Origin of the sequence: Myxococcus eversor (genome assembly GCF_010894455.1) — a bacterium.
GTDB lineage: Bacteria > Myxococcota > Myxococcia > Myxococcales > Myxococcaceae > Myxococcus > Myxococcus eversor.
The window spans coordinates 164,400-186,768 of sequence record NZ_JAAIXY010000021.1 but is presented as its reverse complement, the minus strand read 5'-3'; the positions used below and the strand labels follow the sequence as shown (position 1 = coordinate 186,768).

The window sequence follows — 22,369 nt, the reverse complement described above, 5'->3', positions numbered from 1 at the left end:
CAGGTCTTGAGCCGCGAACAGCCGCTTCGTGTCATGCCCGAGGAGGAGAGTATGTCAGGTAGCAGTGGAGGCCCGTCGTGGCGGCCTGAACCAAGGCCCGTCACGAGGCCCAAGGACGAAGGAGACGGCGGCGGTGGAGGAGGTGGAATCCCCGACGTATGCAACATCCAGGAACCGACCACCCTCAACTCCCCTGACCGCACGGTCATCTCGGGGCTCCGGGCAGGAGATGTTCTCGACGTCGTGTTCGAGCGCGGTCCTCCCCAACGGTTGGTTGCAAAGACGGCGGCAGGTGTGGTCGCAGGTGCCATCACGTCACCCTCGTTGCTGCAGCTCATCCAGTGCATCACTCAGTCCAACGTCAGGTACGTGGCTGTGGTCCTCGGCGTTCGGGGTGCAGTGTGCCAGGTCAGGGTGCAGCCACAATGACAGCCATCACCATCGCAGGTGGTGTCTACTATGAGCGATGCATCTGGCCTGACTGGAGCCAGCTCTACGGGTCGGCGGGGCGTGCCGCAGCGGCGCTCTCCGGCCACGTCGACATCATCACCCTACGCACCTATGCCCGCCCGGACGTCGCTACCCACTTTTCTCAGTACGCCAGTCAATACGGCTTCACCTTCGACTCTGTGCCCACCGAACAGGTGGTCTCGTTCGAGTACATCCACAGCCTGTCGGTGCCCCTCATCCGGCCAGCTCCGGTGATGATTTCGCCCGATCCTCCCATTCCGGTGTCCGCGTCAGTCGTCTTGCGCTTCGGAATGCTGGATGGCGGTGCCCGGGTCGCAGCCGAACGCTGCGTCTATGACCCACAATCCGCTTTCCGTCCGGAACCGTTCGACGCCAATGGCAGTACCGCGAAGCATCTGGCGATTGTAGCGAACCAGGGAGAGACGCTTGCCCTGGGAGGAGGCAACGACCCCATCGTGGCAGCGCAGTCCTTGTTGAAACGCGGTGCCGAGGTCGTGGTTGTCAAGTCCGGAGCAAAAGGCGCATATATCGTGGAGGCGAGTGGCGTTTCCCACGTCCCAGCCTACCGGACGGACCGGGTCTGGACCGTAGGCTCGGGGGATGTCTTCGCGGCCATCTTTGCCGCCTACTGGGGTGTTCACGGCACCACCACGGTCCATGCAGCAGAGCTCGCCTCCCGCGCGGTCGCCACCTACGTCGATTCGATGTCGCTCCCCGTTCCGCTACCACCCGTACTGCTCCTGAATCTGCGTCCCGAAGCCGTGGCCGCTGGCGGGAAGGTCTACCTCGCGGCTCCCTTCTTCACGCTCGGCCAGCGCTGGTTGGTCGACGAGGCACGGCGAGGCCTGCGTGAACTGGGGCTCGAGGTCTTCTCTCCCATTCACGACGTGGGTGCCGGCCCGGCGGACCAGGTGGCTCCAGCTGACCTCGCAGCGCTCGATGCCTGCGACGCGGTATTCGCAATCCTCGATGGCACGGACAGCGGCACCTTGTTCGAAGTCGGCTACGCGCGTGCCCTTGGCAAGCCCGTCTATGCGCTCGCTCAGACTGTCTCCGATGAGGACTTGAAGATGGTGCAGGGCTCCAACTGCCGCATCTTCGACGACTTCGTGACGGCTCTTCACCATACGGCGTGGCGGACATGAAGACGGCGCTGCTGCTCTCCGGTGGCATGGACTCGATAGCCATCGCCTGGTGGCGACGACCGGAGCTGGCCATCACGGTGGATTACGGCCAGCGCCCCGCATTGGCGGAGTTTCGTGCCGCGGCGTCGGCCGCCGAGGCGATGGGAATCGAGCACCTGACCGTGAAGGCCGACCTCAGCGCCCTGGGCAGCGGAGACATGGCTGGAGCCGAGCCCCTGTCCCTTGCTCCTGTGACGGAGTGGTGGCCGTTCCGGAATCAGATGCTCATCACGCTCGCGGCCATGAAGGCCGTGGCCCATGGCGTCCAGCGTTTGCTCATTGGAACCCTGAGGACCGACGGACTTCATGCGGATGGTCGGCCGGACTTTGTCACGACCCTCGACGCGCTGCTGCGACTGCAAGAGGGTGGACTCCAACTGGAAGCACCCGCAATCGCGCTGACCTCCGCCGAGCTGATCCGCACCTCGAACATCCCCATGGAGGTCCTCGCCTGGGCACATTCCTGCCACGTAGGTATCCATGCCTGTGGCCAGTGTCGCGGGTGTCAGAAACACTATCAGACCCTGGCGGAGCTTGGCGTTGACCCCTATTGATAGAGATCCGCGACCGAGGCGGAACGCCGGAACGCCGGACCCGCTCGACTGGCCCGTTCGGTCCCGTGTGCTCTGTCCGCCGGTAGTACCGCCTATCCCCCAGACCTTCGCTGCTGTCTTGGAGGCACGATGCTCGATTCGAGTCATGCGGCGGGCCTCGCTCCGAGAGCTCGTCAACGTGCTCGCGTATGCGACGCGCCCACGCGCCCTGCGTGAAGGGGATGACCTCAGGCGGTCACAAAGGCCCAGCCCATCGGCGGGTGCGCTTCATCCCATCGAACTCGTCCTCGTGGACTGGCGAGGAAGCCCACGTATCACGCGCTACGACGCATTTTCACACCAGCTCGAGTTCCTGACAGTCGCCGAACCGGAAGCGCTCAGGCGCTTCATTCGAGCATGTGGCGACCTTCTTCCCGAGGTTCAGGGGACCGCGCTCGTCCTTATCGGTCATCTCTCCCGCGTCGCGGCGGTTTATGAAACGGCGGCTTCTCTCTTGTGGCGTGATGCGGGGGCTCTGACGCAGACGCTGTTTCTCACCGCGACAGCTTTTCGGCTGGCCTTCTGTCCGCTCGGTATCCTCGGACATGAGGTCGCGCAGGCGCTAGGACTGCCTGGGGATGCTCTCGCGACGGGCGTTGCCTTGATGGGACGTTCCCCTTGAGCTTTCGAGTCGAGGTGGACACCAGAACACTTGCCGGAAGACGACGCATGTAGTCCCACATCAGCCCGTCAAGCATCGCGGCTGGCACCTTGATAGCGGCGGCGAACGTCAGGAACGCCGTCTCAAGCTCACGATAGTGGCGCTGCGGCTCCTGCTCCTGGGAGAAGAGGCCCATGTGCCGTCCCGCACGGAGGATGTGAACGTCGATGATGGCGACCTCGCTGGAGTTCCTGAAGTTGCGGACGATCCACGATGCGGTCTTCAGCCCGATGCCAGGGAGTTGCGCCAAGCGGTCCCGCAGCACCGTGTCGCTGACATGGAATTCCAACGCCGCGAGCTGGGCGAGGCACGCCGACAAATAGCGCGCTTTCTGCTTGGGGAAGCGATAGCCAAGAGTCCGGCCATGGATGACGAACGGCTTGCTCAGTGCGATCTCAAGAGCCTCGGCGGTGGGCGTCCCCACCAGGAGTTCCTGGTCCCGCAGCCGTGCGAACGCGGCGAGACCGAGCTCTGCCTTCATGCCAAATCCGCCCAGCATGCAGGCCGCCACTTCCTCTGCCAGCGTCCGGCCAAGGCGCAAGTCGCGATAGCTTCCGAGCTTTTCGTGCTGCCATGCCTGTCCGTGCCAGAACGCGGGCGTCAGGAGTTCCTCGAAGGCGCCCCACTGAATTCCCGGTAGCACATGCGACTCGGCCTGGGGCATCGGCAGCTTATGGACCTTGCCACCTACGACTGAGTACATGACCTGCATGGCATCTCCAAGGTGGCCTCCTCGTGGCGAAGGAGCGCGACGGCGTGGCAGTGCACCACGGACTTGGCGTTCCGCGAAGCCTTCTTGCCGCATCGTGGTGGATTCTGATCGCCGTCCGAGTAACAAGCGAGGGGGTAGCATCCGGATGATGCTGCGGTGCCTGCTCAGGTAGGACGGGTGTATCGCGAGTCTATCTAGAAGGAGAGTCTTGTGTATGTCCTTATTGAGGTGGTCGTAAACTCTAGTGGCAAAAGCCGGGGTCGAGCGGCAGAGCCCCTGACACAAGAAAACTCCATCTGAGCTACCTGTCGAGTGGGACTAAGTCGCATTGCGACTCAATCTTGATGGTTGTTCCTGTTTGAGTTTCCTTGCGATTTCGACGCCTAGGGAACTTGCTTGATTGAATCCGACAGGGAACTCACCCAACAGCGCGGCGGCGGCGACTTCTTCAGGGCGATACCGTGCACAGCCGATCTCCTTTCTGACCGCCTCCACATGTTCCGTTTCTGCGCCCTTCTCTTCTAGCTCTTGGACGATGCGTTCGTGAAAAGACTGGTCTTCCAGGCGTTGAGGCCATTCCTCTTGGCGAAGAAGCTCAAGCCCATAGGTCTTGAGCAGCGCCATGACGAAAGTCGCGCAGGTCAGACCACAACCATCGTTCGTCAAGAAGCCCAGCGGGTCACTTTTGAACGTCCCGTCTGTATAACGAAGGCCAGAACCTATGTGCCGTGACGGAGCAGCCCGGTGCTTCTCCTCAAACACCGAGCAGAATTGGCTGATGACTTCAGCGACCTCTTCAGGTAGGTTCAGCGCAACCCAACGGTATCTTGTGGAACTTTCAGTGTTGCTCAGCACATCTGATGCCACAAAGTGATGCCAGCGGAAGTGAAGAAGTTTCGCGAGGCCTGTACTGGCATCCTTGTACGCCATGCCTACGTGACATCCATCGAAGTGAGTGAGGACTTTGATGGCGACAGCGAGTTGCTGGATCTCGCTGAAGGGCCGCGCAGTAGGTACATTAAGCCGTGACAGAACATCTGCATGAGTTGTCGCGAGGGCTGGCGCGTTCATGGCTATTTCACATAGGCAAGGAGCTGTTGAGCCCGCTCTGGAAGTAGCGCCTGCACTCTGTTCACTATATTCATGCGCAATCGCTCCCGTGAGATGAATTGCTCTTTCGCGCGACCTGTTGCCATCAGGAATGCTAGTAGTGGCTCTACTGTATCAAATCGGCTCACATCGACCCGCTCTAGCAGCGTGTCGCAGCGTCTGATTTCCTGTCGGGCAAAGAGCTCTTCGATCGCATCAATGATTTGACCTACCGCAGGCCCAGTCTGGCCGGAGAGTGCGCGCAGATAGAGCGCTTCTAGCCAGCCGTCGATGTCCTCAAGTGGATTGGGGGGCCTCCCATGGTCCTCGCGTACCAACTCCAGCGCCTCGGAGCGATAGCGCCCATCTAATCCACGTCTCCCGGGATATCGCTTTGCAGGCAGCCTCCATGAGGAGTCCACGGGTTGGGGTATCTCCAGCAGTAGCGGAGTTTTCGATGCCATCAGCCCTCCTCCGTAACTCGCAATTGCTTCTTGAGCGCGCGCACCTCAGGGTTGAGCCGGAGCGTTCGATCCTGGAAGACCTTTGACAAGGGTGACAGGAATCCAATCACAGTGAGCGGAACCTGATCGAGCCCAATCTCGACTTCGGTGTATGCGCGGATGTCGGTCCTCAGTTGTTCGATGGAGGTTGTAACGTTGCGATTGAGCAACACTCGCAGTTCGCTCAAATCCTTGCGGTGCCTAGCATAGTACTCCAGCGCCAAGATGACATCGTTCCTGTCGGGAGTGGTGATGAGAAATGGGCGTGCTTCCCACACCAGTTTGTCTCGTTGTTCATGCCACGCAGGGAAGCCCGTGGGCATCTCTCTACCGCTCGAAATGTACGAGAGGAGCACGAGTACCTCGTGCGCGAAGCCATGAAGCCCTGGTGGCAGATCGATGACCACATCGGTTAATGCCGCTTGCTGTGATGCCATGCCTTCCAACAGCCATGTCAAACGTTGCAGCCAAGTGAAAGCCTGATCCCGAAAGAGCCAGCCGAGTGCGATGCCAATGTCCTTGCCCAGTGGTGAGGACGGCAGATAGAGCACTCGGTCGTCTCTATCTTCATGCCGCCAGCAGAGCGCTTCGATTTGGCACTCTTGCTTCAAGTCACCGTGCAGGAAGATGTCATTCAGGAAAGGAGGCGCCGGGAACTGTTCTTCTAGCGTGGCGTCCTTGCGCCTCATGCGGAGACGAATCGTCTCTTCCCGTGATAGAAACCTCTGAGTGGGTGGTGCATAAAAGTCCAACGCCCCATCTGCACTGGCGACTAACGGTGCGCAGAGTAGCAGTCCGTCGGCCAGGGAGGTACCCGTGAAGTCCGCGTCGAGGAGCACGCAGGTGCGGCCTTCCTCGCTCAGGAGCTTGGCACAGGCAATGGCTAAGGTCGACTTGCCCACGCCCCCCTTCGCTGAAGCAAAAACATGCAAGGCAATGGTGCGACCAGTCATGAGCAGAGCCTATAGCATTCCGACATAGGAGAGAATCTTCCGCATCTTATCACTCTGATTATATGGGGGCTTGGCCGCCAACCTCCGCAGCAACTCTTGCGCGGCGGGAATGACCTCGGGCGCTCCTAGTACGATGACAGTGGCGACACTGGCGGCAAAGGGCACCGGGTCTATACCCCTATTGGTGATCTGCTGGAGCAGGCGTTCCGCGTCAGAGGCTAGCTGGTCGGGAGCCACGTGAGAGAGCGCCGAAAGGTAGCTGCCAAATAGGCGGGGCGCCAATGAGTCGGAGAGCACATCCAGCAGGAGTTGTTCCACCTCGTCCTTCAGGTGAAGGTGGCCTGCGCCATAGAGTTGAGCGAAGCCATAACACCGCATCACCAGCGCACCATCGAAGCCGGAGAGGGACTTCAGGTGCTCCTCTAAGGTGTGCCTCTCCTCTGGCGTGATCTCGTGGATCTTGCCGGCAAGCGTCAGAATGAGACGTTGTGCGAGAGGCCAGTCCACGCGGCCTTTGTCCTGCGGACTCCGGGGCAGGTCCGTCAACCAGCGCAGCCGTTGTCCTACGGGAAGACGGAGCACTACCTCGCTATTGAGGCGCAGGAGTGCGGCAAGCGCGAGGTCCGGAATGGCGCTGGGGCCATGCCAATCCAGAGCTGATGGCGTGGCGCCACGCTCCCGGAGTGCACGTTCCTCCTCGGTCGGCGGACGCGAGGCCAGCTCGATGAGCAGGCCCTCAAGTGCCGGTGAGGTGATGCTGATGGGGCCCGCAGAGGTGATGGGTGGAACTGGGGAGGCTTCTTCATTGAGTGCGGACCCAGCTTCCTCTTCCGTCGGCACCTGCTGTGGGAGTTCTTCCATGAAGCAGAGTGCGTACAGCAGGGTCATCAGGCGATAATCAATCCGCGTTCGTTCGAAATGTATGGGGTGGAGCAGATCAGTAGGTGCACCAGGTATCGGAGGAGGCGAGACTTTCCGGAGCGACTGCAGCCCAACAAGCCTAGCGTCCGGTGGCATGCGTTCTAGTTGAAGCCAGAACCACTGGAACAATCGATAGGTCAGCCACAGCCCGTCTTTGAATGGAAGTGGCCCGGGTTCGGCCATCTCGTGGATTACTGTGCCGCAGAGGCGCAGTAGTCCTGCTTCCGCCTCTGCGAGTGTGTGCTCTGCTGGACTATTCATCGCAGAGCGCAGCACTGCCGGTAGCAGGATTGCGAGCTGCTCTCGCAGGTCGACCTCGCGCGTGCCACTCTGAACATACGGACGCCGGCTCGCGGCGAGCCGGAGGAAGAAAATGTCTCCGGCCAGTCGCGGCGCTGGGTTCATATCGGGGTTGCTCAGGCGGGCCAACGCCCGCTCGGCGTCTGCTTGATAGAGTTCTTCGTCTTGGGTGACGCGTGGATGCGCGGTTAAGGATGGAAGCAAGCCTGGGACCTCGCAGGAGAGTTCAAAGAGGTCGCGACGATCCAGTCGCGTCTTCCAGAGCCCACGCTGCATTCGCTCCGCGACGATCTGACGCAGAGGCTTCTCTTCGAGGTTCCCCGGGGGCTCCGACAAGAGGTCGCGGACATCCTTGATTTGGTTTGGGAATACGAACGTGCCGTAGCGACGCAGCCACCCCCAAGACTGGATGCGCGAGGGGTTCTCCCTGATGGATCGCCACGAAGAAGAGAGCGTTTGCTGCGCGTAAACTCGGCGCAACGCCTTGTTCGCTGGCTCTTCGGAGAGCCTCAGCAGCAGATCATAGATGCGCCCATCGTGGACCCCCTGTAGCGAGGCGAGATCGCGGGCGAACTGGCGCGCCGCCTTGGTCCAATCCTGGATGCGGAGGAGGACGGATTCAGGCGCCACCAGATCTGCCGTATTCGTTCCAACGGCAGGGGGATCCATTCCGAGTTCCTCTTCGTTGAAGAGGAATTTCGTGTCCCCGTCTGCGAGCCTTTTCGCCCATGACCCCAGGAGCGTCTCGATGTCCTGTGGCTCCGTTTCGGCTCTACTGCCGTTCGGAATACGAGAGAGCGGGCGATGCCCCCAGTTCGCTGTGATGACGGAGGCAGCCGTCAGGGCTGGCGTCGTGAGGGTGAACCGCTCGACCATGAGTGGCAGTAGTAGGACGATCGCACGAGTGTCCCGTACCGTTTCCGGATCCTTCACTTGATCCAGTTGTATCCAGGCGTCACGAAGAGCTTGGTCGAAGGCCGCACGACGCGGCCCCTCCCAACCTGCCCATGCGTGAAGGAAGCTCCAGAGCCTGCCAGCGTCGGTCTCCGTCGAGAGGCGCATCATATCGCCCGAGTCCTCGAAGGACTTCCTGGGGGCTCCAATCGCAAGTAGACAGAGGAACCCGAGAAGCATCGGGAGCAGACTTCCGTGAACGGCCTGATCGACGCTCTCGGCTCGTGCAAGCAGCGTGGTCGCCAAGGTCTGGGCAAGTTCTTTTGAGATAGTTTTTGCGCCGAATGCCTCCCATATGGTCTCCGAGTACAGGCCAGCCAGTCGGAGCCCGGCCATTGCTGCGCCCGAATGCTCTCGGCTCTTTGCCATCCACTCGGTATTGGTGAGCAGAGTGCTTGACTCTTTTGTGTTGAGCCCGAGGGGAGGGCGGGCCAGGGAAAGCAGATCCTCGGCTCCCAGCGCATCCGTGAAGCCAAGTCTAGCAAGGGTGAAAATTGCTAGACGAGAACTTTCCCCGGGTTGCAGATGCCGGACGAGCGGCGCCATGTGAATGATGCGGTTGCTCACGCTTCTTATGCGCGAGGCCAATTCCACAGCGGCTTGCGGCGAGTTCCAGGCGAATTGACTCACCTCACGGATGTCGGATCCGAGAGGCTTTGTCACAAAGAAGTCTGCCGTGACCAACCATGGGATGGGAGAGTTTAAGAGGTGTTGACGGTAGGATAGCCCGTTGAGCAAGGGCTTTCGGATGAGTTGCTCGGAGCCTTCTGGATCTTCCAAAGAGAACAGAGGCGGCAGATCTGGCAGGGGACGTTCGATAGTCGAAACCCAGCCTTCGGCACGACCTACGGCAAGCATTCGATGGATCGCGTTGGCAAGATCCGAAGCGGCGATTTCTGCCCTCAGCGCATCTCTACGCGCTTGGAGATGGCGCAGGGTGGCTGGTCCTACCACCAGCTTCTCTGGTGCGATGTCCAGTAGAAGTCCTAGTACCCCCTGCTCGAAGAAGATCATCAGGGGCGCGAAGGTCATTGCGAATCGCGGAGGTAGCGGGGCTCGCAGGCTTGGCACGGGTTGCAGCGCAATGGACAGGGCCCGCAGCAATCTGTCACGCCGCCTATCATCAATGAGGGACTGCTCGCTCATCATGATGATGAGGTTCTCAAGAGGGAGGATAGGCGCGTTCTCCGTCGTTGAGCGAGTGGCGGCGATGGGAAGAGCGCGCTGGGCTGCCCAGACAAAGTCGTCAGTGAGGTGCGGCTCCTTGCTGACATCTACCTTCGGTGATTCGTAGAGGAGGTTAAGGAGTCGCTCGGAGCGCTCATGCACGACGCGTTGGGTGCGCTGCTCAAGTTTTGCGGCAGCATCGACGATGCTATCCCAGACATCGCGGAATAGGAGGACCCGTCCAGCCCCTCGACCGAGTGCCTCGCGCAGCTTGCCGAGCAAACCTAGGTGCTGAAGCACGAGGAGTTCTAGCTCGCCCATCAGAAGCTGCTGGCCCGCGAGGCTGGGGATGGGGAGTTGTGAGGCGAGCGCTACGGGCGCACACAGGACTGGAGGGCTTCGTCTATCGGCAATGGGCCCAACAATCAGGGCGAAGTTGCTAGCTGCATGGGTGCCGGTGAGTTCACAGAGTGACTCGAAGGGGAGGCGGCCCTGTCGGTATTCCTGATATGCTGCTGTCGAGAGTTTCTGGTCGTCGATGATACGTTCCTTGACTCGATCGATGGGGACGGCTTGCACTAGGCCGCTTGTGACCAGTGTTTGGAAATCAATGGGCGCCTCCTCCTCAGGGGAACCCAGTGCAATCAGCAGTTGTAGGCGGTGAAACTCGGCCTCAGAGTTGCCTGGGTAACGTTCTTCCAGGGCATGTGCTACCTGTCTGATGCGCTCCCTTGCAGTGTCGTCAAGACGGCGCCCTACCTGTTGGAACTGCGCGCATTGTGCCAGCATCGCGGGCGAGAGGTTTTCTCGATGTTCCTCGAAGATTCGCCAAGCTTCACCTGCGGCTTCTTGATGTCGTGCGATTTGGAAGAGCAATGCGGCGATGTGAAACGAACTAGCGATGTCGCTGGGCTCCAGGGTCCGATATTGGCGCCAGAGCGCGAGCGCTCCGTTCAGATCTGAGCCCTCGGCAGCCGTCGCACGTGCGATGAGGATTTCGGGGTGCTGCGAGTCTGCAAGTGGCTCCAGTACGGCATGGGCCTCGTCGAGCTTCCCCGCGGAGTTGAGGCACTGCCCAAGCAGCAACCGCATCCCACGGCCTGGGAGCGCCGCGAATGCAGATCGTGCATGAGTAAGCGCTTCGTCAGGGCGAGAGGCCTGACGAAGCAGTAGGGCCGCGATGAACTCGATGGGGGCTCGATTCGGGTAGAGCTGCGCTAGTTCCAGTACATCCTTCAACGCCCGTTCGCGATCTCCACTGACTTTCACCATCTCGGCGCGATGGAGCTGCTCGGACCAATGTGCTTGGTTTTGCGGAAGGAGAGCGAGGGCGGCATTGAGCTTGCCTTCCTTCGCCAGGGTCTCGGCGCGTCTGAGCCGCTCCATCTCGTTGTCTTCACGTCCGATGCGCTCGTTCGAGCCCAGTGCTTCAAGCGCTTTCGTCGCTTTTTCTATCCCTTCTGTGTCCTGGACGAGGCGGGAGACGCCGAGCCGGAGTTGCTCCTGAAGGATGCAAAGCGGGCGGGCGAGCCGTGCTTTTCCCAGCCGAGCTAACGTATTCTCAACCATGGATAGTAGCCCGCCTCGATCTTCGGTGGGAATCCACTGGGCGGCTTCCATCTCGAATACGCTTTGAAAGAGCGCCTGGGTCAGGGCTGAGGCCGCACCAAGGAGGATGAGAGGATCATTGGGGTGCTCATCCAAGAGCCGAACCGCCTCGTGGGCCGCCTCGGTCAGCTTGCCTCTTTTGAGCAGTAGTTGGATGAGCTGAATGGTTAGTACGGAAGATGGCTCCCGTTTGTCTCCTGGCAGGTGGCCCTCAAGTACTTCGAACAGCTGGCGTACCGCCTTCACTCGAGGGGAGGAGTCTCCCTTAGGAAGTACCTCCCGAGCCAAAGCGCGGTCACCTAGTTGCGCCAGTCCTTCCGCCAGTGTCGCACGTCCATCAACTCCGAGGCTTGCCAGCGACTCTTGAGCAACTGCCTGGAACGTTGGCAATGCCGCTGCTTCTTGAAGGCAGAGCATGCAGGACGCTGCGTTCAGCTTGCAGACTCCAAGCAGCCGCTGCAGCACATTGTCCTCTGGGTCCTTGAGCACAAGCAGCTCTGCTTTTGTTCGAAGCCGCAGGAATGCTTCGCGAGCGCCCTCGTAGTCTCCGGTGTCGAAGAGCTCGTTTGCATGCTGCTGTTCTTCTTCAAGATGTCCACGAACAGCCATCGCATAGGCGGCGGCCTTGATAGCCGCTGGGGCGGCAGCCTTGCGGTCATGGATCCCTTGGATGAGTGCCTTGAGCCAGGGTACTAGATGGTCAAAGTTGTTCAGCCAAATACCCCGGAGGCCGGAGGCCATGGCCTTGGCCTTATTCTTCCCATCCCCAAGGGTGAGCCAGAAGGGTCCGGCGAGCTGTGCCTTGTACGCCCCTCGAAGAGCATTGACGACCTCTTGGATGTCAATGTCCGAGTAGCTGTACCCTACGAGTAGCACCTTGTGAGGCGGTTGGAGGAGCGCATCCAGTCGGTGCTTCCATGCACTCGCGTCGCCATGGCTGATGCGAAAGTAGTCTTCGATCTTCAGGACAATGGTCTCTGGGCGATCAAGGTCTCCATGGAGCTTCAGAAGTTGACCAGGACCGAGTTCCTGAAGCCCCTCTACGTCATCGGGAAGCACGACCCTGGGCGGCTTACCTGTATGCGCGGCAAGCGCCTGTTCAAGAAGCCCGTCGTAGTTGGTGGTGACGAAAATAGTTCCTGGAAGCTCTGCGAGCGCCCAGTGCGTCGGAGATGGGTGTGAACTGGCGGAGCGCAGCTTGGCTGAGAGCCGTCCGGCGAGCCAGGACTCCCCCATGAGTTGCGCGATCGCGGAAGCCTTGAGTAGCTGGTCTTTTTCCGTGGAGTACCAGCTCTCTAGTTCGTCAAGTTCAATTCGCTTCTCCGGTGAAAGCGCGGAAGACTTTGCGTCGAGGAGGAGCTCTTCGAGGAGATCGTTCCACAGCGGCAGCCCGGAGTCGTAGGCGGCTCCAGCGCCGATCAGGACGACGAGGGTGCCACTAGCCCCGGCCTCTGTGAGTTCGGGTGGTACGGGAGGCAGTACGACGGCGCCAAGGCTCGACATGAGGCGCAACATACCAAGGGCACGCTAGTTAGGGGCGCCATGGGAGGAGGGACGAACTCTCGCCGACGGTTCGTATCGCCCATGCTTCATGCTGGGGATTTCGACTCGACCCTCGCCATTGGGGGAGCAGAGGGATGCCGAGCCTTTGAGTCGGCCGTCCACTGTGGGAGACCCGAGGAGCCGGCAACAGTGGCGAAAGTCGAGTCTTCCTCAATACGGGATGCCCCTGGCCTCACGGAGGCAGGCACACATTCAGCACGAACGTCGCTGCCTTGGCCTCCACGTCAGCGAAGGCAAGGTCGGGCAGCCCATCGCCATCCCAGTCCGCGATGATTGCGTCCTGGACGTTGAACCCCCATGACGTCTGCGGCCCCAGGGCGAACGTTCCAGGCGCTGACTGCATCACCATGCGGCTCTCCTGGTCGCCGAAGGAGAACAAATCCGCGCGGCCATCCGCGTTGAAGTCCGCGCTCAGGATGCCGGTGCCATAGCCAATCCCCAAGGTGTGCTGCGGCGTCAGCGTGGGCTGTCGGGCCGCATCGAACGTCAAGAGCCCCACCGCGCCCCTGTCGAGCAACAGTCCCACGTTCCCCTGTCCATCCAGGTCCACGCGCCCCATGTTCCGGTGCGTGTATTCACCGGTGAAGGACGTCTGCCCGGAGAACGTGCCGTCCCCCTTGCCCCAAAGGACATAGACCTGACCCAGGTCGATGTTGGGATTGCCGGGCCTCATGACCGCCAGGTCCATGTGTCCGTCCCGGTCCAGGTCCGCGGAGAGCAAGGTGTCCACGGTGTAGTTCGCGGTCACCTCCACGGTGGCGCGGGGCGCGAACTTGCCGCCGCCCGTGTTGAGCCACACGCTGAGCTTGATTTTCGAGGACGTGGTTCGCTCCGTCGACACCAGGTCGAAGCGGCCATCCTCATTGAGGTCCACCGCGATGAGCTCGGACCGGCGGCCTGCCTCCAGATATCGCTCCGCCGGAGCGAAGCCGCCGCTCGTCATCCGCCTGAAGACGACGAGAAAATCCGTATTCGACTCAAAGCTGGGGGTGGCGGTGATGGCGGCCAGGTCCTCCCGGCCGTCCTCGTCCAGGTCCACCGCGACGATGTCCTGCGCGCCCCCCGTGGCCGAGCTGCCCGCCGGAGGCACGAAGAGGGGTGAGAGCAGCGCGGAGCTTCGAGTCGGACTCCCCGACAGCGACAGATGGATGGCGTTCTTCTCGAAGCTCCCAGCGGCCAGGTCCGTGGCGCCATCTCCGTTGAAATCGCCACTGGCGAGCCCTGCCGGGATGCCCTCGAGCTTGATGCTCTCCGGCGCCTGATTCCCACCCCAGAACAGTCTCACGGCGAAGCGGTCGGCGAGCGCCACATCCATCTTCCCATCGCCATCGAAGTCCCCCGCGGCGGGAGAATAGACGTTGCCGCTGAAGCCATGGCTGCGCAGCGGAGCGAAGGTCGAAGGCGCCGTGCCGCCCTGCAGGATGTTGAGCTGGGAGCCGGGTGTGCTCGTCCAGAACAAGTCGCCCCTCCCGTCGCCGCTCATGTCCGCCACGATGGGGCCCGTCCAGGTTTCGCCCACGGGCGGAGCAAAGGGGTGCTCATTCACCAGGGCCAGCGTTCCTCCCGAGGGACTGAACACACGGACCCTCTCCGGGTGGAGCAGGGCCAGGTCGTCCACGGCGCCGTCGTGGTCGAAGTCACCGGCAATCAAATCACCATAGCAACTGGTGCACGGAGCATACACAGGCACCCTGAACGAGCCTGTCCCCGCGCCGTTGGCCTGGACGATGCGGTTGTTGGCGGTGTCGAGCCGCGCGTAGTCCACATACCCGTCGCCATTGAAGTCGGCGACGGCGGGGCAGTCGTGCGTATTGGAGGAGATGATGGTGGTGGGCGGCGAGTAGAAGGTGCCGTCCCCCTTGCCGCGGTAGAGCAGCGTCTGTCCAAGCTCGATGTGGGCGAAGAGGTCCACAATCCCATCCGAGTTGAAATCCCGGGCGGTGAGGCAGTCGAACGTGGTGGTGCGATTCGTCCCCAGGGGCACCTCCAGGGGGGCCTGGAACGTGCCCGTGCCTTGGCCGAGGTAGAGGGCGAACCCTCCCGTCTTGTTCGTGCCGTCGGTGTCCATGATGACGGCGACATCCAACTTCCCATCCCCATTGAAGTCGGCCACCTCGGGGGGCGCATTTCCGAAGATGTTGGTGCTGCTGGCGGAGTTGGCCAGCCGCGTGAAAGTCCTACCGGGGCCACTGGCCAGCACGAAGATGTTGAACAGGTTGCCCACGAGGACGTCGTGCTTCCCGTCTCCATTGAAGTCCCCGGCCCCCGTGAAGTTCGGTCCGGTGGGGAGCCTGAAGCTGGACACGGGAGTGAATCCGTTCGTCTCACAGGCCAGGGGCACGACGTGGCGGTGATACGCCGGAGCGGAGGGGCGGCCCAGGCCCCCTGAGTTACGAGCCCTCACCTGGAACAGATAAGTGGTGCCGGAGACCAGTCCCGGAATCGTCGCCACGCGCGCACCCGCTGGAACGGTGACGGAGCCGCCAGCCGGGGAGGCCGTGACGACGTACTCGGTGATGGGGTCCGTGGCGGGCGCGGAGGCCGCGTTCCAGCGCACCACGGCTCCGGCCACGGTGGACACGATGCGCACGTCGGTGGGCGCTCGAGGCTGGGCCCGCAGGAAGATGGGCGCCGAGGTGACGGCCGGGCCCACTCCCACGTCCGTGCGCGCCGTCAGCGTGAACGTATACGTGCTGTCGGCGGCAAGCCCCGACAGCCTGAGCACCGTGGGCGAGGCGGGGAGGTTCTGCTCCAGGCCCGAGGGAGAGGACGTCAGCTGATAACCAGAGATGGGCCGGCCACCATCGGAAGCAGGGGGCTGCCAGTCCAACTCGAGCTGTCCCTGGTGGTACACGCCCGTGAGGTTGAGGGGGGCCGAGGGCAGCGAGGGCAGCGTCACGGAGGAGGTGGTGGCGAGGGCCCCCACACCTGACGAGTTCTCCGCGGCCACGCTGAAGCTGTACGTGCCGCCATTCGAGAGCCCCGACACGAAGAGGCTCGTCGCCGAGGACGAGGCCGTCTGGGACGTGCCGGTCGGATGGGTGGTGATGACGTAGCCGCTGATGCTCGCCCCACCGTTGCTCGTGGGTGCCGTCCACTTCACCGTCGCCGAGCGAACGCCAGACGTCACCGAGACGTTCTGGGGCGCGCTTGGAACGGCCGCGGCTCGGACCGTGGTGCTGGTGGCGGTGGAGGCCCCCACCGCGTTGGTCGCCACCAGCGTGAACGTGTAGGTCAGCCCGTTGGTGAGGCCGGTGACGACAGCCGATGTCTGTGTCGTATTGAGGACCTGTCCGCCCGGGGCGGTGGTGACGGTGTATCCCTGGATGGGCTGCCCGCCGTCCGAGGGCGCGGTCCACTCCAACCGCACCGCCTGGTCGGCGCCCCTCCGTTGGGTCCAGGTCGGTATGCCCGGGACGGCGAAGGTGCGCACCTGGGCCGACGGGCTCGAGGCCTGTCGGGTTCCGTCGGCGAAGAGGGCGGTGACGGTGAAGCGATACTGGGTGCCGTTCGCCAGGCCGGTGACCACCGCCGTGCGCGCCGAGGGACCGACGGTGACCTTGGCGCTCGAGGGCGTGGCGATGACCTCGAAGGAGGCCAGCGCGCTGCCCGAGGGAGCGGGCGTGTAGCCCCATGAGACGGTCATCTCGCGGATGCCCGGCGTGGCCGTCACGCTCGTGGGCGCGGCCAGCGCCTGGGGGCCCGCGTCGTTTCGTCCGGCGTCGGATGCACCCGCATCGCTCGGGCCCGCGTCGGCGTCCGACTCGCCAGCATCGCTGAGAGGGGGCTGGCCCGAGTCGCGCTCGCTCGTGTCAGGCGTTCCCCCCGCGTCGGTGGGCCCCGCGTCCGCCAGGAGCTGGTCGCCGGGGTCGGCGGAGTCCTCCGAGGACTTTCCACCACAGCCAACGGGTCCAAGACCGACGAGTGTCGCTGCCAGGAGGAGGATGACAAGTCTCATGATGCCTGTGCTCTCAGGTGGGCCGGTTCGTCCGAGGAGTGCTGTCCTCCTCAACGGCCCCTCCGGGAGAATGTCGCGAGGAATCGGATTCAGCGAAAGCGAGCGGGCCGAGGACCCCCTTCGGCAGGGCTCCAAGGCGCATCCCCCCGTCCACACGACGTCGCGCGCGAATGGAGTAGCGGGGTTGTTATCGTCATGGAGAAACGAAACAAAGAATTTCGCGCCGTGTGCCATTCCGACAGGCGCGCCATCATCAAGAGCGGGATGGGTAGGACTGGGGCGTAAGCGCCTCGCCGGATGGTCCAGCCTCGGGTCGCCCCGTAACCTGACAGCGACCCTGTTTGCCGCCCTGCGCCATCCAGTGGGGCGGGTGCGAGCGACCCAGGGTGAATCGTCGGCTACAAAACACTCTCCTGTCCTTCTGGGCATACCCGGAGTGTGTGCTTCTTCACTTTTTCATTACGGTGTCCGCGCCGTGCCGGCCGGCGCCAGTCCTTGGTCCCCGGCCGGCGTCAACGCAGCCGAGGAGAACCTGTCATGACGATGAGGAATTGGTGTCTCGCAGTCCTGGCGCCCGCGGTGCTTTCGTTCGGGTGCCTCGAAGCTCCCGCGGTAGACCCGTCGCAGAAGGCTCCCGGGGAGGTGCTCGAAGGGACGGTGTCGCAGGAGCTGGCCACCTTCACCGGCACGGTGGTGGACCCCAGCGGCCAGCCGATTGCCGGCGCCCAGGTGGTCATCAACGGCATCAACCGGACCACGGACACGGCCGGCAAGTACTTCGTGTCCGTCAACAGCACGACGGGCTACATCATCAGCGTGAGCAAGGCGGGCTTCGCGCCGGATACGGACTACCTGAGCGCGGGCCGGCTCAACAGCACCCACGTCCTGCCGCGCGCCCCCATCAAGCAGTTCAGCGCGACGCAGAACATCCTCCTCGAGACGGGCGGCCTGGTGGTGAGCATCCCCGCGGGCTCCCTGGTCAACGCGGCCGGCCAGCCGGCGACGGGCACGGTGCTCGTCTCCGCCGCCACGTATGGCCCGCGCGACATGCCGGGTGACTTCACGGCGGTGAACCAGAACGGCAGGCAGGTCGCGCTCGAGTCCGTGGGCGCCTTCTTCATCGGGGCGAGCACCGCCGACGGTCAGGCGCTGAACCTGGCCAAGGACCGGACCGCCCAGGTCTCCATCCGCGTTCCGCAGGCGGCCGGAGGCGTCATGCCCTCCTGTGTGTTCACGGGGTTCTGCCGTGCCGCCGCGTGGCGGTTCGACGCCACCCTCAACCGCTGGGTGGAGCAGCGCGCCAACTTCCGCCCGGACAGCTCCGGCAGCACCTTCACGCTCATCGGCGGCCCCGCGTCCACGCCCAGCTCGGTGGTTCCGTCCAACGGCGGCCTCGGCACCTGGAACATCGACCTGGAGATGACCACGCCGGCCTGCACCACCGTCGAGTTCGTGGGCTTCCCCGCGTACTGCTACGACATCAAGCTCAACCTCGCGATGCAGAACGCGGGCAACACCTTCGTCCCCTTCACGGACACGGTGACGCCGAGCATCCCCTTCGTCGTCCTCTACAACAGCCGTCCGAACGTGGACCAGGAGGTGGGCGTCGAGTTCCCCGGTGCGCCCGCGGACTGCGCCGCCAACATGACCATCTTCTCCAACCCCAACCCGACGGACCCGAGCACGTATCCCATCTACACGCCGACGGGCGGCTTCACCCAGTTCAACTCGGGCGCGCCGTGGGGCGGCACGGGCTTCCCCAAGTCGACGGTGTCCCCCTTCGGCGACATCACCCTGGCGGACATCGTGAACGGCACCCAGCCGTGCAACTCCTCGGTGACGTTCGTCTACAACCCGTGAGCCGGGCCTGAAGCACCGGCGCGGCCACGGTGGGCCGCGCCGGGACTCACCGACTCAAATCATCAGGTCGGCGTGGTGCAGGTGCAGGTGCTGGCGGGCGCGTAGCAGGCGTTGCTGCTGGCCGGGACGATGGAGTAGCAGTGCGCGCGTCCGGCCATCACCTCCGTGTCCGTGTAGGTGGTGCCGGTGACGGTGGCGACCTTCGCCTTGCCGTAGTTGCACGCGGCGAAGCCGTCGGACTTCATCACCCAGTACTGGTTGGCTCCGGCGACCGCGGTCCAGGACAGCGACGCCTGACCGACGCCCGGCGTCACCGTGAGGGTGGGCGCCGTGGTGGGGCCGCCCGCGCAGCCCGCGTTGATGCGCGCTGGCGAGGAGCAGGCGATGTTGTGGCGGGCGAAGGCGGCATGGATGGCCGACATGTGCGGCGTGCCGTCGATGAGGTTGCCGTTGTCGTCGTCCGCGGCCAGCCACTGCATGTAGCCGTTGGTGGCGGCGCAGCCGCTCGACGTGCCGAGCGTACAGTCACAGGCGTGCCAGGTGCCGATGTTGCCGCTGCCCTGGTAGAACAGCTTGTTGCCCATGATGTTCGCCGTGTTGGCGTCGTAGCTGAACGGCGCGGCCCGCAAGTCACGAGCGACCAGGTCCCACGCCGCCTGACGGACGGGAGAGGCCGCGCAGTGGACCTGCCTTCCACATGGTCCTCCACCACCGCCGCACCGACCACAGACGAAGTTCTGCGGCGTGGCGGGCGTGTTGGGGGCCTGGGCGGCCCAGTCGGCGTCACGCACGCCCGAGCAGCGGCTGGCGCACCAGGGCGCGCCCGTCTGGGCCTCGTTCACGTTGTAGCCCGTGCCGTCCGGCGTCATGCCGCAGCCCTGGTCCCCGGTCTGGAAGAAGCCGTGGCCCACGCACGACGTGGGGAGCCGGTAGATGGCCGCGATGTCCGCGTAGGCCTCGCTGGAGTTGCTCAGCGTGCCGGCGACGTCGTTGTCGTCCATGCCATGGCCCCACTCGTGGTCGAACACGGCGGCGATTTCGCCCGTGTTCCGGCACCCGCCGCCACTGCGGAAGAAGTTGACCGTGGACCCGGTCCAGAAGGCGTTGCAGGTGCTGACGATGTTCATGTTGGAGGTGAGCTGACCGTTGAGCCACACGTTGGTGGGCAGCCAGCCTCGGGCAATCTGGGCAATCCGGTTCAGCTCGTAGAAGGAGCTGCGCGACGCGGAGGTGTTGCCCGCGGAGAAGCCCGGCGAGGCGCAGTCGTGCTGCGTGGTGACGCCGCCCAGGTCGATGGTGCCCGCGGCGGAGGCGGTGACGGGGCCGCAGTTGTCCTGGATGCGGATGTACTTGCCGTTGAGCGTGGTGGTGGTGGTGCCCGTCGTGTAGTTGAAGACGCCGGCGCTGTCCGTGTAGTCGTCCGGCGCCACGAAGCCGGTGTCGGCCCAGGGCATGGGCGTGTTGGCGAAGCTCAGCCCGCACGTCGCCGTGCCGGTGCAGGACTCGGTGTTGGTCAGCGGGAAGGCGCCGCCCTTGATGCTCTGGTCGAAGTAGTGGTTGTCGTCCTCGAGCGACAGCACCTCGCCGCGCGTCGCATCGACGGTGACCTTCCATCGCTCGTGCTCACCCGGCTGCTGGAAGCCGTAGCTCCACACGAGCTGGTGGCCGTAGGACTCGCCGAAGGCCGCGCCCTGTCGGGCCACGGGGACGATTTCGAGCGTGGGCTGCTTCCAGAACGTCGGAGGGCTCTCGTAGATGCCGAAGCGCTCGAAGCCCGCCATCATCGCCTGCTCGGCGGCGAGCAGCGGCAGGGGAGAGATGTCCACGTTGGCCCAGGACTCGGTGCCCATCAGCACCAGGTTGCCGTGGCTGATGGTGGCGGCCAGGCGTCCGTAGCGGACGGGGATGCCCTTGAGCTGCTGGGGGATGGAGACCTGCCACAGGTGCTCGGAGATCTGCTCGACGCGGGGCTCTCCCAACTGGAGCACGTCCACGCCGAGCGCGGCCTGGTTGGACTCGATGAAGCGCAGGACCAGGTCGCCCACGACGGCGGAGTCCACCCGCGCGACGCCGCGCCCGAGCTGCTGGCGGACGTTCTCCAACGTGAGCTTGTTGCCTACGCCGGTGCCCGGGATGAGGGGGATGGAGCCCATGAGGTTGGCGGCCGTGCCCGTCTGGGCATCGACATAGACCTGGAAGCCGCGGCCGTTGCGCGCGAAGAAGTCATCCCACGCGCTGGCGCTCGCGCGGCTCAGCTTCGGCAGCGCCTCCTCGAGCGACAGCTGTCCGCTGGGGATGGTGAGCTCGGGCTTGAAGAAGGCCTGGCTCGCGAGTGAGCCCGGCGCGGATGGCGCTTCCGGCTTGAACGCCCACGCGGGCGCCGCCAGCAGCGCGGTAAGACAGACGGCGGACTTCAAGACATGGTGCATGTAATGGCTCCCTCGGCAGTGTTTGACTGTCTGGAACGAGGGATGACCGACGCCAGGGATGGCGCCAGAAATCCCCGAGTTCCTTATATTTTACACTTCACTCAGGGTGTGCCCTGGAGGGCGGGATGAGTGTTGGCTGGTGGACACTCTCTGTGCGAGTGGCCCGGGCGGGGGACTCGCACGTCTGGGAGCCCCTGGAATGGGCGACAGCCTGGAGCCTGCTTCCAGGTCCGGCTAACCTTGGGAGGTCGTACTTCACCGCCGATGGAGCTGGTCCCACATGTCCGAGCAGAAGCCCCGCCTCACGCGTCCCGTCGAGAATGTCCGCGCCGAGCTGCTCGCGGATCCGGACACCCAGCGCATCGCCAAATCGGTGGGGATGGAGCTGGCGGCCTACGTGGAGCTGGTGCTCGACTACGCCCAGCACCCGGAGAAGGAGCCGGTGCTGCAGGTCGTCCCGGACGAGGCGCTGCGGGCCGCCGGGTATGATCCTCCGACCCTCCAGGAGGTGGGGGAGTTCTTCAAGAGCGCCGCCCGGGGGGAGCTGGGCCTGGGGCCGCCGGCCTCCTATTCCACGGGCTTCGAGGCGAACCAGTCCGCCTCCCAGAACAAGCCCTCCTTGCGGGGCGACGAGAACCAGCCCCGGGCCGAGGCGGATGAGGCCAAAGGCCAGGCCCTCCTCAAGGACCTGCCCCAGGTGCCCGAGCTCTAGTCTGGCGGACGCAACTCTCCCGGTCGGTCCTCGATAATCACGTAAACCTACATTTCACGAGGAAATCCCATGTCCGTCGGCGGCTCCAGTGGCGCGGGTGGTAGCAGCGGTGCGAACAGCGCGAGCAACTCGGCGAGCAACGCGGCCAGCAAGGCCGCTGACGCCGCGAGCAAGGCCGCCAGCAGCATCAGCAACGCGCTGGGCGGGATTGGCAAGGCGCTGGGGGGCCTGGGTGGACTGGCCAAGGGGATTGGCGACGCGCTCGGCAAGGTCTCCGAGGCGCTCGGCAAGGTCTCTGGGCTCCTGGAAAAGGGGCTCAGCGCCATCACCGGGCCGCTGAAGGACATCGTCGGCAAGGCGCTGGATTCCCTGCCGTTCGGCATCGGCCAGTTGGCCAAGCCGTTCGCGGACAAGTTCATCGACAACGGACTGTCCATGGTGGCCGGTGGCCCGCTGGCGGGCGTGAGCAGCATGCTCGGCAAGGCGCAGAACGTGGGCAAGCTGGCGGACACCGTGGAGACGGTTCGCAATGCCGCCACCGTGGCGGGGGACATCGCGCAGGGCAAGTTCAACGCCCAGCAGCTCGCTGCCTTCGCGCAGTCGCAGCTGGTGCGCGGACAGTAGGACTGGCCGGGAGCCCGCGAGGCTCTCCGTGCATCCGCCCCGGTGTTCCATGCTCATGGCATGGGGCCCGGGGCTTTTTCGTGGGCGCCTGCGGGTGTTCGTTCCAG

12 protein-coding genes and 1 pseudogene are annotated in these 22,369 nt (G+C 63.8%); 6 read left to right on the top strand and 7 right to left on the bottom strand.

Features of this window, described 5'->3' with window-relative positions; translation table 11 throughout:
* Nucleotides 1-425 precede the first annotated feature (425 nt).
* The 3 genes and pseudogenes from G4D83_RS34920 to G4D83_RS47315 all read left to right on the top strand — a co-directional run.
* Complete coding sequence (locus G4D83_RS34920) at nt 426-1,616, top strand: PfkB family carbohydrate kinase (protein WP_163869210.1); 1,191 nt, start codon at nt 426-428, stop codon at nt 1,614-1,616.
* Complete coding sequence (locus G4D83_RS34915; RefSeq protein ID WP_163869209.1) at nt 1,613-2,209, top strand: 7-cyano-7-deazaguanine synthase; 597 nt, start codon at nt 1,613-1,615, stop codon at nt 2,207-2,209. The genes G4D83_RS34920 and G4D83_RS34915 overlap by 4 nt, the downstream gene beginning before the upstream one ends.
* A pseudogene (locus tag G4D83_RS47315) lies at nt 2,136-2,774 on the top strand (nitroreductase family protein); the annotation flags it as partial. The gene G4D83_RS34915 and the pseudogene G4D83_RS47315, both read left to right, overlap by 74 nt.
* On the opposite strand, the gene G4D83_RS46505 reads toward G4D83_RS47315, so the two are convergent.
* From G4D83_RS46505 to G4D83_RS34880, 6 genes are all read right to left on the bottom strand, one after another.
* A complete protein-coding gene (locus G4D83_RS46505; protein ID WP_420826682.1) occupies nt 2,743-3,573 on the bottom strand; it encodes an 8-oxoguanine DNA glycosylase in 831 nt (276 codons plus the stop codon). The pseudogene G4D83_RS47315 and the gene G4D83_RS46505 sit on opposite strands and share 32 nt — an antisense overlap.
* A 366-nt stretch (nt 3,574-3,939) precedes the next feature.
* A complete protein-coding gene (locus tag G4D83_RS34900; protein WP_163869207.1) occupies nt 3,940-4,551 on the bottom strand; it encodes a hypothetical protein in 612 nt (203 codons plus the stop codon).
* 143 nt (nt 4,552-4,694) lie between these two features.
* Nucleotides 4,695-5,174 carry a hypothetical protein gene (locus G4D83_RS34895; protein ID WP_163869206.1) on the bottom strand — a complete coding sequence of 160 codons (480 nt, stop codon included), beginning with the start codon at nt 5,172-5,174 and terminating at the stop codon, nt 4,695-4,697.
* A complete protein-coding gene (locus G4D83_RS34890; protein WP_163869205.1) occupies nt 5,174-6,166 on the bottom strand; it encodes a P-loop NTPase in 993 nt (330 codons plus the stop codon). Before G4D83_RS34890 ends, G4D83_RS34895 begins: the two co-directional genes overlap by 1 nt.
* 9 nt (nt 6,167-6,175) lie before the next feature.
* Nucleotides 6,176-12,631: an SIR2 family protein gene (locus G4D83_RS34885; RefSeq protein ID WP_163869204.1), complete on the bottom strand. Its 6,456-nt coding sequence runs from the start codon at nt 12,629-12,631 to the stop codon at nt 6,176-6,178.
* A 220-nt stretch (nt 12,632-12,851) separates the two neighbouring features.
* On the bottom strand, nt 12,852-16,637 hold the full coding sequence (locus G4D83_RS34880; RefSeq protein ID WP_163869203.1) for an FG-GAP-like repeat-containing protein: 3,786 nt from the start codon (nt 16,635-16,637) through the stop codon (nt 12,852-12,854).
* A 537-nt stretch (nt 16,638-17,174) separates the two neighbouring features.
* Here G4D83_RS34880 and G4D83_RS34875 point away from each other — a divergent pair.
* A complete protein-coding gene (locus tag G4D83_RS34875) occupies nt 17,175-18,497 on the top strand; it encodes a carboxypeptidase-like regulatory domain-containing protein (RefSeq protein WP_240356967.1) in 1,323 nt (440 codons plus the stop codon).
* Nucleotides 18,498-18,559: 62 nt separating this feature from the next.
* Here the strand turns inward: G4D83_RS34875 and G4D83_RS34870 are convergent, their stop codons facing one another.
* Nucleotides 18,560-20,926 carry a hypothetical protein gene (locus G4D83_RS34870; RefSeq protein WP_163869202.1) on the bottom strand — a complete coding sequence of 789 codons (2,367 nt, stop codon included), beginning with the start codon at nt 20,924-20,926 and terminating at the stop codon, nt 18,560-18,562.
* 280 nt (nt 20,927-21,206) lie between these two features.
* On the opposite strand from G4D83_RS34870, the gene G4D83_RS34865 reads away from it, so the two are divergent.
* Both G4D83_RS34865 and G4D83_RS34860 read left to right on the top strand, forming a co-directional pair.
* Complete coding sequence (locus tag G4D83_RS34865) at nt 21,207-21,638, top strand: hypothetical protein (protein ID WP_163869201.1); 432 nt, start codon at nt 21,207-21,209, stop codon at nt 21,636-21,638.
* A gap of 69 nt (nt 21,639-21,707) precedes the next feature.
* Nucleotides 21,708-22,262, top strand: coding sequence for a hypothetical protein (locus tag G4D83_RS34860; RefSeq protein WP_163869200.1), 555 nt, complete (start codon nt 21,708-21,710; stop codon nt 22,260-22,262).
* Nucleotides 22,263-22,369: the final 107 nt, after the last annotated feature.

Excerpts from the sequence above, each read along its gene's own strand:
- G4D83_RS34870 (WP_163869202.1), bottom strand. The coding sequence starts at position 20,926 with ATGCACCATGTCTTGAAGTCCGCCGTCTGTCTTACCGCGCTGCTGGCG.
- G4D83_RS34880 (WP_163869203.1), bottom strand. The coding sequence starts at position 16,637 with ATGAGACTTGTCATCCTCCTCCTGGCAGCGACACTCGTCGGTCTTGGA.
- G4D83_RS34865 (WP_163869201.1), top strand. The coding sequence starts at position 21,207 with ATGTCCGAGCAGAAGCCCCGCCTCACGCGTCCCGTCGAGAATGTCCGC.
- G4D83_RS46505 (WP_420826682.1), bottom strand. The coding sequence starts at position 3,573 with ATGCCCCAGGCCGAGTCGCATGTGCTACCGGGAATTCAGTGGGGCGCC.
- G4D83_RS34895 (WP_163869206.1), bottom strand. The coding sequence starts at position 5,174 with ATGGCATCGAAAACTCCGCTACTGCTGGAGATACCCCAACCCGTGGAC.
- G4D83_RS34860 (WP_163869200.1), top strand. The coding sequence starts at position 21,708 with ATGTCCGTCGGCGGCTCCAGTGGCGCGGGTGGTAGCAGCGGTGCGAAC.
- G4D83_RS34900 (WP_163869207.1), bottom strand. The coding sequence starts at position 4,551 with ATGGCGTACAAGGATGCCAGTACAGGCCTCGCGAAACTTCTTCACTTC.
- G4D83_RS34875 (WP_240356967.1), top strand. The coding sequence starts at position 17,175 with ATGACGATGAGGAATTGGTGTCTCGCAGTCCTGGCGCCCGCGGTGCTT.
- G4D83_RS34915 (WP_163869209.1), top strand. The coding sequence starts at position 1,613 with ATGAAGACGGCGCTGCTGCTCTCCGGTGGCATGGACTCGATAGCCATC.
- G4D83_RS34885 (WP_163869204.1), bottom strand. The coding sequence starts at position 12,631 with ATGTTGCGCCTCATGTCGAGCCTTGGCGCCGTCGTACTGCCTCCCGTA.
- G4D83_RS34920 (WP_163869210.1), top strand. The coding sequence starts at position 426 with ATGACAGCCATCACCATCGCAGGTGGTGTCTACTATGAGCGATGCATC.
- G4D83_RS34890 (WP_163869205.1), bottom strand. The coding sequence starts at position 6,166 with ATGACTGGTCGCACCATTGCCTTGCATGTTTTTGCTTCAGCGAAGGGG.